The organism is Gemmobacter sp. LW-1 (genome assembly GCF_001303875.1).
Taxonomy (GTDB): Bacteria; Pseudomonadota; Alphaproteobacteria; order Rhodobacterales; family Rhodobacteraceae; genus Gemmobacter; species Gemmobacter caeni.
This window is the reverse complement of record NZ_LJSC01000045.1, coordinates 30,696-42,942: the sequence shown is the minus strand read 5'-3', so window position 1 is coordinate 42,942 and position 12,247 is coordinate 30,696. Positions and strand designations below refer to the sequence as shown.

Below are 12,247 nucleotides of genomic sequence, written 5' to 3'. Positions count from 1 at the left end.
GATCACGGGCATGAAAATGCGGCTGTCAGCAACAATCGAATGACAGGAGACATCGGAAGAGCGAAACTAAAATGAGTCATGCTCTGACGGTCCGCAAAGGGCTCCGAGCAACATGCTGCGAGGCACCTACCTGCAGTTTCGCGGGCCACTGGCCACGAAGGGCGGGGCCCGGCCCTAGACGGTCATTCACTAAGCCTGATGCTGCCTCGCCGCGTTCCCGAAAGCGGACCTTAGTGCGCGGTACAGCAAATTTGGCAGGTCAGATGGACGACAAGGGGTAGTCGCGCTCGCGGCCTTGGGGACCGCCCCCGGGATATCTCCGAACACTCTTGCTGCAACTTTCGAGTAAAAGACTGCAAAATTGCGTGTCAGCTATCATCCGTTACACCCAACTCCGCTGGCCGTGACCGGACGGACATCCGGTTGTCGTGGGGCGATGCTGCCGGTCCCGTGACGTTCAGGCCGTGCGGCGACGGGCCGGCCCTCTGGCGACCTGCGACGGCGATGCCATGGTCGAGAGAGGTAAAACCGAGGCGCTGGAAGGCGGCGCTCCGCGCCAGCCGGAAGCGCGGGAGCACTGCAAACCCTTGAGCGACCTCGGGCAGGTTGCCCCATAGCGCGATATGACGCATGGTTTAGCTGCATTGCGGATGCGAGTTTGATGCAGGTCAAGGCGGCAACGGGTCTGTCGTCCGATACCAGCCGCAACACAGCCAACCGGAGTTCCGTCCGTGACCAGCCCCGATACCGAGCCGCACAGCCTTTACGCAGCCCGCGAGCCCATCTTTCCAAAGCGGATCAAGGGCAATTTCCGCACGCTGAAGTGGTGGCTCATGGCCCTGATGCTGGGGGCCTATTACCTCGCGCCTTGGATTCGCTGGGATCGCGGACCGGAACTGCCGGATCAGGCGATCCTGCTGGATATGGCTGGCCGACGCTTCTTCTTCTTCATGATCGAGATCTGGCCGCATGAATTCTATTTCGTCGCGGGCCTGCTGATCATGGCGGGGCTGGGCTTGTTCCTGTTCACCTCGGCCGCAGGGCGGGTCTGGTGCGGCTATGCCTGCCCGCAGACGGTCTGGACCGATCTGATGATCCTTGTCGAACGCTGGGTCGAGGGGGACCGCAACGCCCGGCTGCGGCTGTTTCGTCAGAAATGGGATGCCGAGAAAATCCGCAAGCGCCTGGTGAAATGGACGCTGTGGCTGCTGATCGGTCTGGCGACGGGCGGGGCATGGATCTTCTATTTCACCGATGCGCCGACGCTGGCCCGCGACCTGGTGACTGGCAACGCGCATCCGATCGCCTATACGACGCTGTTCATCCTGACGGCGACGACCTTTGCCTTCGGCGGTTTCTTCCGCGAACAGGTCTGCATCTATGCCTGCCCCTGGCCGCGCATCCAGGCCGCGATGATGGACGAGGACACGCTTACCATCGGGTATCGCGAATGGCGGGGTGAGCCGCGCGGCAAGCCGGGGGTGGCGGGCAACGGCGACTGCATTGACTGCAAGGCCTGCGTCAACGTCTGCCCGATGGGAATCGACATTCGCAACGGACAGCAACTGGCCTGCATCACCTGTGGTCTCTGCATTGATGCCTGCAACGAGATCATGGACAAGATCGGCAAGCCGCGCGATCTGATCGGGTATCTGGCGCTGACCGACGAGACCCGCGAGCGGGCGGGTCAGCCGCCGAAATCGGTGTGGAAACACGTCTTCCGCCCGCGCACGATCCTTTACACGACGCTTTGGGCGGGTGTGGGTGTGGCCCTGCTGGTCGCGCTGTTCATGCGCTCGGATATCGATGTGAACGTCTCGCCGATCCGCAATCCGCTGTATGTCACGCTCTCGGATGGTACGATTCGCAATGCCTATGACCTGCGGCTGCGCAACAAGCTGGGGGCGGCGCACGACTATGCGATCAGCGTGACGTCGGAGGCCGATCTGCGCGTTCGGATCGAGGGAACGGATGGCGATACGGTGAGCGTCCCTGCCAATGACACCCTCTCTGTCCGCATGTATCTTGAGGCCCGGCCGGGCAGCGAGGCGGCGCAGCAGGAACGCACCGAAGTACGGCTCTGGATCAACGACGCCGATGGCGGCGATACGCGGGTTCACCATGACACCGTGTTCCACGGGAAGGATAACTGAGATGGCAGAAATCACAGGGCGTCAGGTGATGGTGGTGACCGTCGGGGCCTTCGCCATCATCATCGCGGTCAATGTTCTGATGGCCTACAAGGCGATCAGCACCTTTCCGGGGCTGGAGGTGCAGAACTCTTATGTCGCCTCGCAAAGCTTCGACAGCGACCGCAAGGCGCAGGAGGCGCTGGGCTGGATGCTGGTGCCCGAATATCGCAACGGCGAGGGTCTGCATCTGACCTTTACCGATGCCTCGGGACAGTTGGTGCCGGTGCGCGACCTGAACGTTCTGATCGGCCGCACCACGACCGCGGCTGACGACCAGACCCCGACATTCGTGCGCGAGGCCGGGGTATACAAGGCGGCCGTCGATCTGGCGCCGGGCAAGTGGATGCTGCACGTCGAGGCGCATGCCGAGGATGGCACGCTGTTCCGGCAACGGCTTGATCTGTTCGTCCGGGGGTAGGCCATGACGCTGGCGCAACGGATTGATCGGGGGCCGGAAGACACCGGCCTTGGGGCGCCTTCTGCCTGTCCGGCCTGCGTGGCTGCACCTTCGGCGGAACGTCTGGCGCAGATGGCGGGTCCGCAGGATGCGCGGCTGATGCTCTCGGTGCCGATGGCTCATTGCGCGGCCTGTATCTCGACCGTGGAACAGGCGCTGGCGGATGTGCCCGGCGTCCGCTCGGCCCGGATGAACCTGACGCTGAAGCGGGTGTCCGTCGATGCCGATCCCGCACTTGAGGCCGCCCCCCTGATCGCCGCGCTGAAAGGCGCAGGCTACGAGGCACATGAACTGGACGCGGGCCTGCTGAGCGCGACCGAGACCGACAAGCAGGGCCGCGATCTGCTGATGCGGCTGGGTGTTGCCGGCTTTTCCATGATGAACGTCATGCTTCTGTCGGTTGCCGTGTGGTCAGGCGCCGAAGATGCGACGCGCGACATGTTCCACTGGATTTCCGGGGCTATTGCCCTGCCGACAGTGGTCTTTGCCGGTCAGCCGTTTTTCAAATCCGCCTGGGCCTCACTGCGTGTCGGGCGACTGGGAATGGATGTTCCGATCAGCCTCGCGCTGATCCTCGCTTCGGCGATTTCGGTCTTCGAGACGATGAAGTCCGGGCATCACGCTTATTTCGATGCGGCGGTGATGCTGGCGTTCTTCCTGCTCGCCGGGCGCTATCTTGATCACCGCACCCGCGCAGTGGCGCGGTCGGCGGCAGAGGAGCTTGCGGCGCTGGAAGTGCCCCGTGCCACCGTAGTGCGCGAGGGCGAGGAAGTGGCGGTCGCCATTTCCGAGATTGCGGTGGGTGAACTGGTGCGGGTGCGCCCCGGTGGCCGGATGCCGGTGGACGGGGTGATCGTCGAGGGCACGTCGGAGCTGGACCGCTCGCTGCTGACCGGGGAAAGTCTGCCGGTCTGGGCCGGGCCTGATACCGTGGTCAGTGCGGGCGAGGTCAACCTGACAGGTCCGCTGACCCTGCGCGTCACGGCGGCGGGCAAGGATTCCAGCCTGCATCGCATGGCCGATCTGGTCGCGGTGGCCGAGGCGGCCAAGACCCGCTACACCAGCCTTGCCGAACGCGCGGCGCGCGCCTATTCGCCGCTGGTCCATCTGCTCAGCTTTTCCGCCTTCGGGTTCTGGATGTGGAAAACCGGCGGCGACCTGCGCTATGCGGTTAATATCTCTGCTGCCGTGCTGATCATCACTTGCCCCTGTGCGCTGGGGCTGGCGGTGCCTGCGGTGGTGACGGCGGCTTCGGGCAAGCTGTTCCGCAAGGGCCTGCTGATCAAAGACGGCACCGCGCTGGAGCGTCTGGCCGAGGTGGATACTGTTGTCTTCGACAAGACCGGGACGCTGACGCTGGGCGTGCCGGAGTTGACCAATCTGGGCGATCATCCGCGTCAGGCGGCCGAGGTGGCGATGGCGCTGGCCGGGGCTTCGGCGCATCCGCTGGCGCAATCGCTGGCGCAGGCGGGGCGCGCGGCAGGGCTGCATCCGGCGCAGGTATCCGATTTGCGCGAGGTGCCGGGCTATGGCGTCGAGGGGCAATGGCGTGGCCGCCGGGTGCGGTTGGGCCGCGCCGGCTGGTGCGCGGCCGAGGCCCTGCCGGTGACCGCGACTTATCTTTGCACCGGCGAAGGCAGCCCGCGCGCCTTCACCTTTGCCGACCGGCTGCGGCCGGGTGCCGCCGAGGCGGTGGCCGCCTTGCAGGCGCAGGGCAAGGACATCCGGCTGATCTCCGGTGATGCCGAAGGGGCGGTGGCCGATCTTGCCGGGCGTCTGGGCATCCGTCACTGGACGGCAGGCGCGCTGCCTGCCGAAAAGGCGGCAGAGGTCGCGGCGCTGACTGCTGCGGGGCACAAGGTGCTGATGGTCGGGGACGGGCTGAACGATACTGCCGCGCTGACGGCGGCAGATGTGTCGATCTCGCCCGCGACTGCGCTGGATGCGGCGCGTACTGCCTCGGACATCGTGCTGCTGGGGCAGGATATGGCACCGATTGCCGATGCGACCCGGATCGCGCGGCAATCGACCCGGCGCATCCGCGAGAATTTCAGTATTTCCGCGCTTTACAACGTGGTGGCTGTGCCGCTGGCACTGGTGGGGCTGGCCACGCCGCTGGCGGCGGCGCTGGCGATGTCGCTGTCATCCATATCCGTGACGCTGAACGCGCTGCGGCTGAAATGAGGCTGGAATGGGTATCCTGACGTTTCTGATTCCGATCTCGCTGTTCATGGGCGGGGTCGGGCTGGTGGCCTTCTTCTGGGCGCTGAAGAAGGGGCAGTTTGACGATCCGCAGGGCGATGCGAACCGCATTCTGACCAAGGAATACGACGACCGCCCCAAGCAGTGATGTCGAAGGGGGGTTGTCTGCCCCCTTGCCCCTGCGGGGCACCCCCCGAGGATATTTTGCCAAGGTAAGGCTCAGCGCCAGGCAAAGAAGTCTTTCGGGGCTTGCGCCAGCAGGTCGGCAGCCAGTTGGCGGCCAAGCGCAGTGCCATCGCTGGCGGGGCCGCGAATGTCGCCGGTGATGGTTTCGGAACCGTCGGGGCGCAGAATCTCGCCGCGCAACCAGAGGTCGCTGCCGTCCAGCAGCGCAAGCCCGGCGATGGGGGTTTCGCAAGACCCATCCAGCGCCGCCAGATAGGCACGCTCGGCAGCAAGGCGCAGGCCAGTGGGCGCGTGGTGCAGCGCGGCGAGCATCGCCTCGGTGCGCGGATCGTTCAGGCGTCGCTCCACACCGATGGCGCCCTGCGCGACGGCGGGCAGCATGTCTTCGGGCTCGATGGCGGAGCGGGCGACATGCGCCATGCCCAGCCGGTTCAGCCCGGCCATGGCAAGGAACGTGGCCGAGGCCACGCCATCGGCCAGCTTCTTCATCCGGGTCTGGACGTTGCCGCGAAACTCCACCACCTCCAGATCCGGGCGGCGCGCTTTCAACTGTGCGCGGCGGCGCAGGCTGGAGGAGCCGACTCGGGCACCCTGCGGCAGGTCGGCGATGCCGGTGGCGGTGGCGGAGACGAAGGCATCGCGCACATCCTCCCGCGGGAGGTAGCAATCAAGGATCAGCCCCCCGGGCTGCGCCACCGGCATGTCCTTCATCGAATGGACCGCGATGTCGATGCCCCCGGACAAGAGTGCCTCTTCGATTTCCTTGGTGAAGAGGCCCTTGTTGCCGATCTCCTTCAGCGGGCGGTCAGCGGCGATCAGCACCGAGTCGTCGCCTGTGGTCTTAATGACCACGATGCGGAAGGCGTCTTCGGGCAGACCGAAGGCGGCCATCAGTCGGTCGCGCGTCTCATGGGCCTGAGCCAGCGCCAGCGGCGAGCCGCGGGTGCCGATCTTCAGCGGTTCGGCGGGGGTGGGGAGTGCGAGCGTCATGCCCATCGGCATAGCCTTGCGGCGCCTGCCTTGCAACGGTCAGCGCGCCGCAGGGGCCAGCAGATCGGCCAGAACCAGCGCCATGACAAGGGCGCTGTCCTGCATGTCCTGCACGCCGACCCATTCGTCAGGCTGATGCGCCAGATGCAGCAGGCCCGGCCCGTAGGCGATGCAGTTCTTCAGCCTTCCGATGCGGTCAATATGCTTCTGGTCATAGGTGCCCGGCGAGACGACGAAATCGGCGCCTTGGCCCAGCACTTTTTCGATGGCGGCGGCTGTAGACCGCACCACCGGGGCGGCGCGTTCGGTCATGGTGGGCTGCACCTCGAACAGGTCGCGGATGGTGTAATCGAAACCGGGGCGACTGGATTTCAACCCGTCGAGCAGGCTCGTCATCTCAGCCTTCACCTCGGGCAGGGCTTCCTCGATCAGGAAACGGCGGTCGAGCACGATGCGGCAGCGGTCGGCGACGCAGGGCGCGGGCAGGCCGGTGAAGCCGGGTTCGGCCTCGGCCTCGCCGCCGTGGATCGAATTGATGTTCAGTGTCGATTGCCGGGCGCCCTCGGGCACCACCGGCATGGCGGTGCGCTTGGTGGAGAGGTGGGGATAGAGGCGATGCTCGATCTCCTCCAGCACCGCGCCCATGTGGCGGATGGCGCTGTCGCCGAGGAAGGGCATGGAGCCATGGGCGATGCGGCCCTTGGTTTCCACCTCGGCCCACCAGACGCCGCGATGGCCCAGACAGATGCGGTCCTTGTGCAGGGGTTCGGGGATGATGACGTGTTGCACGCGGTCGGGATCGAACCAGCCCTGTCCGGCAAGGTAGGCGACACCGCCATAGCCGCCGGATTCCTCGTCTGCCGTGGCGCTGATTTCGATGGCGCCGGTGAAATCGGGGCAGGTGGCGATGAAGGCTTCGGCCGCGATGATGCTGGCGGCAAGGCCGCCCTTCATGTCGCAGGCGCCCCGGCCATAGATGCGGTCCCCGTCGAGCTCCCCGCCAAAGGGCTCGCGGGTCCAGCCATGGCCGACCTCCACCACATCGTGATGGCTGTTGAAATGCACGCAGTCGCCGGGTGCGCTGCCTTCCCGCCGCGCCACCATGTTCCAGCGCGGCCATGTCTCGCTGTCGCCCGGCGCGCCCTCGGCCCGCACCAGCGCGGTGACGAAGCCGCGCGCCGACAGCCGGTCGGACAGGTAATCGCAGATCTCGCGGTAATGCCGACCCGGCGGGTTCAGCGTGGGAATGCGGATCAGATCCTGCGTCAGCGCGATCAGGTCATCGCGACGGGCGGCGATTTCGGCGGCGAGGCGGGGGTGCAGATCAGGTTCCATGTTGCGGATCATAGGGACGGGGCCTAGCGTTCGGCAATGGACTGGATCGACCTTACCCGCCCGATGGATGAAACGCTGACGGTTTATGCGGAACCGGGCTATTCCGACCCACCGTTCAGCGTTGAATCATGGTGCGACATCGCCGGGCAGGGCTATGCGGTGCAGCGGCTCGCGCTCGGCACGCAATGCGGCACCCATATCGACGCCCCTGCCCATATGGCTGAAGGCGGCGCCACGCTGGAGGCGCTGCCGGTTTCCGCGCTGGTCGGGCGATATGTCACGCTGCGACCGGGGCAGGAGCCGGAGCGGGGCGACGCGACGCTGCTGTTCGTTGACGGGACGGCGGGGCCGATTGCGCGGGCCGGGTTCGACGCGGCACTGGCGCTGGGCTTTCCGGTCTGGGTCATGGCGGGCGGGTTGCAGGTGGCGGGGGAGGAACCCTTGTTCCTGCATCGGTCGCTGGCCCGAGCCGGGGCCTATCTGGTCGAGGATCTGGATGAGGTGGCCGCGGCGCAGTTGCCTGACCGGGGCGAGATCATCGCGCTTCCCCTGCGTCTGGTCGGCACCGGCGGATCGCCCTGTCGCGTTCTGGCGCGTGGTGATGAGCTGCGTTGATTTTCTCGTGCGGCTGGCGCAGGCTTGGGCGGTAAGCGTGTCAGGCCGCGACGCAATTTTTCCGCGCGTGGTTCTGGTAAGGTGCCTGTGACCCGCACATATGTAAACGAGATTCACTTGGAGGAGCCCGATGGCCACGTTTGATGCCCAGATCGCCGAAAGCCAGAAGCAGATCGCAGAGGCTCAGGAAAAGATTGCCGCCATCACAACCCGGATCGAAACCGCGCGTCAGAACCTGTCGCAGGGCGACGCTTCCATCGACATCGAGAATGCGACGCTGGAGGATGTGCACAAACACACCGACCTGATGAACGCCAATATCGCCGAGCTGATCATGGGGCTGGACGATGTGACGGCGGGTTTCACCGAGGATTTCAACGAACTGCGGTCGAAAACCACCATGGAAAGCGTGGTGGGCTTCTTCTCGGGCTCCAAATCCGAAGCGATGCGGCAGGAACGCCTGCGCACCGCCTCGATCGACAGCAAGTTGCAGGATCTGATCTCGAAATCCGATGTGATCGTGAAGCTGCTGCAAGGGCAGCTTGACCTGCTGAACGGCCAGAAAATCAAGGTGGAGGCGAACCTCGTCAGCACGCTGGACGAGCGTGAAACCACCGTGGCCGAGCTGGAGGCCGTTCGCACCCGCGTTGCCGCCATGGACCCGCAGATCATCGAACTGGAAAACAAGATCGCGGTTGAACAGGACGCCGCCGCGCGCACCAAGCTGGAAACCGATCTTGCGACGCTGAACGCCGAATACAATGCGCTGGTGCAGGATGAACAGGTGAAGCTGGCGAAAAGCCAGACGCTTGAGCGCTATATCGAGAAGGGCAAGACCTGGGTCGACAGTTTGCAGAACCAGGCGGCGACGCAGATGGTGCTGATCAACAAGCTGCAAACCGACACCCGTCAGCGGGTGGTGCTGTATGACGCGCTGACGTCCTCGCTGAAAACAGCGCAGCAGCAGGATGTTGCGCACCGGATCAACGAGATCGGCGTCAAGACCGACCAGGAGGCGCAGGCCGCCATGGCCGCCATCGGCACCGCCACAAATCAGCGCATGGCCGACATGCTGGAGGCGCACGAGGGCCATATGGTCTTTGCGCGGCAAGTGCTGGAGGCGAAGGCCAAGGCTGACGAACGCTTTGCGCGGCGCTTTGCCAAGATCGTCGAGAAACACGACAAGAACCAGTATGGCGAATAAGTGTCGGATACGGTGAAAGAGGCGCTGACCGACGATCACGCCACGCTGTCTGACAGCCTGCTGGCGCGGCGGTATTTCGCCAAGTTCGACGCGATCACCGGCCATCTGGGGCGGGTCGCCGCGGAACTGGAGGCCGAGGGGCGACTGGGGCGGCTCGAGGCGCGGGTGATCGGCGGCTATGTGCAGCGGCTCGCGGCGACCTTCCGCGCGCTCAGCCACAAATATCTGATGACCGGGCGGCTGGAAGGCGCGCTGCCCGGTGCGCCGACTTTCGACCGGCATGAAAGCGGCTTTCCAATCGCGCAGGAACTGATGCTGATGGCGGTGGATGCTCAGCACGCCGCACAGCACCTTGCGGGCATGGCGGCAGAGGCGGAGCTGAAAGACCGGATGGTGCGCCAGATCGTCGGCGATCTGACGGTGCCGACGCAGTTGCAATTCGCGTTGTCGCAGCGGCTTTATTACGAGGCGCTGAAGGCGGGCGGGTTGTTTCAGGCGCGCAACGACCCCGATGCGCAATGGGTGGCCGATGTGGGCGACCGGCGGCGCTTTCTGGTGCATTGGGCGGTTTACGACACACAGACCAACCTGCCCGCCGTCTATCTGCTGGAGGTGGAGGATACCGGACGCCGCCCCTTTCCGACCGATGACCGCCGCTGGCCGCAGGCGCAGGCGCATCTGATGGCGCAATCTCTGGCGGGGCTGAAGCTCGTGACCATTGCCATGGGATTCGACCGCGACTTCGCCGATCTTTACCCCCGGCGGCTGCGGCGGATCACGCTGGGGCCGATGTATTCGCACAGCTTCACCCTGCAATCCGGCCCCATCGCCGAGGTGCTCGCCAATGCCATGGCCCCGACGGGCGAGGATTGGGCGTTGGTCTGGACCATCGAAGATCTGCTCTCGGACCGTGAGGAAGAGGTGAAGGACGGCTGGTTTTCCACCGCGCTACGGCAGGTCTGGCGGCTGGATCCGGTGAACGGCGGTGAGACCGGCGCCACGCGGCTGGAACGCATGATGATCCTGCCGGAACGCCCATATCAGGCGCTGGCCGAGCTGAACCCGCCCGGTTTCGCCAATATCCGTAAATTCGTTGTGGGTGCCGGCGGGCGCCTCATTCCCGCGAGGTAGAAATGAGCACACGCGACACGATGGAGCTGAAGGAAGAAACCATCCGTGCCCATTACGACGGGGCGCTGGGCCTGCTGACCGGATTCGACCACGCACCGCGCATCGCCACTGCAACGGCGGCCCCGGCGGCGGAACCCGAACGCTCCCCTGGCATCGGGGCGCGGCCGCGTTTCCGGTCGACCGTGCCGGGGATGGCGGCGCGGCCCGTGGCCCGGCCCGGCGGCGTGCGGCTGGTCGAACGGATCGAGGCTTTGGGCGAGGGTCTGGTGACGCCGCCCGAGGCGCAGGCGCTTGCGGCGCTGCGGCGGGGTCTCGCCATTGCGCTGGCCATGGGGGAAACCTTTGCGCAAGGCTCCGCGCTGGCCGAGTTGAAACGTGCCAACCTTGAGGCCCGCCTGCCCGAACCGCGCCGGGCCGAGTTTACCGCGCTGCTGGCTGCCGAGGCGCTGGTGGTGCTGCATGCCTTCGCCAATGCCACGGCCTATCTGCTGGCGCCTGCGCTGGGCGAGGTGACGGTGGAACTGGGCACGGTCGAGGAGATCCTGACCGACAACGCACCGCTCGCGCTGCAAGGTGCGCTGTGGGAGCTGGATCAGGACATCGCCACCCATGGCACGGATGACCCACGCCTGATCGCCACCATCGCTGCCTTCTGCGAGGCGCTGATGACCCGCGTCGCCTCCCGCGTCGAGGGCGTGGCACCTGCCGCACTGTTTGCCGCTCAAAGCTGGCGGGTGGAGGCGGACGGGCTGACCCTTGCAGGCTTCAGCCCCGCCCGCGCCGCGAAGGGCACGGCACTGACCATGCAGTTCAGGAAACCGACCGAGGTGGTCGGCAACCATATCGCCAAATATCAGGCGATGCGGCTGGCCAAGATGCTGATGGCCTATGATTTCAGCCGGAAGCTCAACCCCTTCGCGGAACTGGGCGGCTTCATCTTCACCTTCATGGGCGACGGCAAACCGGGCACCGGCAAGACCACGCTTATTCAGATGATGGCGGGGCTGTTGAACGATTACTGCAAGGTCGCGGGCTACCCGTTCCGCTATCAGAACTTCTCGATAGACCAGATCGACAGCTATCAGGGCAAATCAGGGCAGAACGCCAAGGCCTTCATCACCAATGTCATCGACCCGGCGGTGATTGCCTTCGGCACCATCGACGACATCGACCAGATCGCGGGCAAGCGCGGCGACCGGCAGTCGAGCGCGGGCCAGCAGGAGGTGACGGCGGTGTTCATGGAGGCCTTCGCCGGCGCCAATACCGTGGTGCGCGGCAACTGCACCTTTGGCATGTTCTCGAACTACCCCGAAAACGTCGACGATGCGCTGCGCCAGCGCGCGGGTGCGCGGTTTCTGGTGGACGGCCCGCAAAGCCGCGAGGATTACATCGACATCCTCGCGCTGCTGCTGGGCAAGAACCATGCGATTCCGCTGGGGGAGCATGACCTGTTCGCCGCGCAGGAAATCAAGCGCGCCGTGGCGGCGAGTTTCGAAAAACACGCCCGCCCGCAGGAGGACGGCCTGATCCGGGTGTTCGACAAGGTCGCGGGTGACATCGGGCCGCTGGACACGATTGCCAAACTCGGCACCTACCTCAAGGCGATCCAGCAGGCCGACGACCGTTTCACCGGGCGGGCGATCAAGAACATCACCGATGCGGTGAAGGTGCGGGCAATGGATTTCGAACTGCCCGACGACTGGATGGAAACCCCCGACCTGTTCCTGTTTCAGCCTTATGAGCGGAAGATGGAGATGATCCGAAGCCTGATGACGCCAATCACGGTGGAAATGGTGGTGCAGGAGATCAACCGCTACGCGGATTCGGAATTCCGCTATGCGGACAAATCGGACGAGGCTGCGATCAGCGCCATGGTCCGTGATTTCGGCCGGCAGGAAGAGGCGAAGCGGCGCTATCTGGAGGGGCGGGGATGAG

Annotated in this window: 10 protein-coding genes; 8 read left to right on the top strand and 2 right to left on the bottom strand. The window is 65.2% G+C overall.

Annotation, left to right across the window (positions count from 1 at the left end; translation table 11 throughout):
• Positions 1 to 731 precede the first annotated feature (731 nt).
• The 4 genes from ccoG to ccoS are packed head-to-tail and all read left to right on the top strand — an operon-like array spanning position 732 to position 4,999.
• Positions 732 to 2,153, top strand: coding sequence for a cytochrome c oxidase accessory protein CcoG (gene ccoG, locus AO684_RS12630; RefSeq protein WP_054303105.1), 1,422 nt, complete (start codon positions 732 to 734; stop codon positions 2,151 to 2,153).
• Position 2,154: 1 nt separating this feature from the next.
• Positions 2,155 to 2,610, top strand: coding sequence for a FixH family protein (locus AO684_RS12625; protein WP_054303104.1), 456 nt, complete (start codon positions 2,155 to 2,157; stop codon positions 2,608 to 2,610).
• Positions 2,611 to 2,613: 3 nt separating this feature from the next.
• Positions 2,614 to 4,833, top strand: a complete 2,220-nt coding sequence (locus tag AO684_RS12620; RefSeq protein WP_054303103.1) for a heavy metal translocating P-type ATPase — start codon at positions 2,614 to 2,616, stop codon at positions 4,831 to 4,833.
• 7 nt (positions 4,834 to 4,840) lie between these two features.
• Entirely contained in the window at positions 4,841 to 4,999 is a 159-nt protein-coding gene (ccoS, locus tag AO684_RS12615) for a cbb3-type cytochrome oxidase assembly protein CcoS (protein ID WP_054303102.1), read from the top strand.
• 71 nt (positions 5,000 to 5,070) lie between these two features.
• Here ccoS and hemC read toward each other — a convergent pair whose 3' ends face one another.
• Both hemC and AO684_RS12605 read right to left on the bottom strand, forming a co-directional pair.
• Positions 5,071 to 6,027, bottom strand: a complete 957-nt coding sequence (gene hemC, locus AO684_RS12610) for a hydroxymethylbilane synthase (RefSeq protein WP_054303158.1) — start codon at positions 6,025 to 6,027, stop codon at positions 5,071 to 5,073.
• Between the two features lie 39 nt (positions 6,028 to 6,066).
• Positions 6,067 to 7,362 (bottom strand): acetylornithine deacetylase/succinyl-diaminopimelate desuccinylase family protein, encoded by a 1,296-nt coding sequence (locus AO684_RS12605; protein WP_054303157.1) that lies wholly within the window; start codon positions 7,360 to 7,362, stop codon positions 6,067 to 6,069.
• A 36-nt stretch (positions 7,363 to 7,398) separates the two neighbouring features.
• On the opposite strand from AO684_RS12605, the gene AO684_RS12600 reads away from it, so the two are divergent.
• From AO684_RS12600 to AO684_RS12585, 4 genes are all read left to right on the top strand, one after another.
• The gene (locus AO684_RS12600; RefSeq protein ID WP_054303101.1) at positions 7,399 to 7,977 is read left to right on the top strand and encodes a cyclase family protein; all 579 of its coding nucleotides are present in this window, start codon (positions 7,399 to 7,401) and stop codon (positions 7,975 to 7,977) included.
• 130 nt (positions 7,978 to 8,107) lie between these two features.
• Positions 8,108 to 9,181 (top strand): hypothetical protein, encoded by a 1,074-nt coding sequence (locus AO684_RS12595; protein ID WP_054303100.1) that lies wholly within the window; start codon positions 8,108 to 8,110, stop codon positions 9,179 to 9,181.
• Positions 9,182 to 10,312, top strand: a complete 1,131-nt coding sequence (locus AO684_RS12590; RefSeq protein ID WP_369814593.1) for a hypothetical protein — start codon at positions 9,182 to 9,184, stop codon at positions 10,310 to 10,312. It abuts the gene before it with no gap.
• A 2-nt stretch (positions 10,313 to 10,314) separates the two neighbouring features.
• Complete coding sequence (locus AO684_RS12585; protein WP_054303099.1) at positions 10,315 to 12,246, top strand: ATP-binding protein; 1,932 nt, start codon at positions 10,315 to 10,317, stop codon at positions 12,244 to 12,246.
• Position 12,247: the final 1 nt, after the last annotated feature.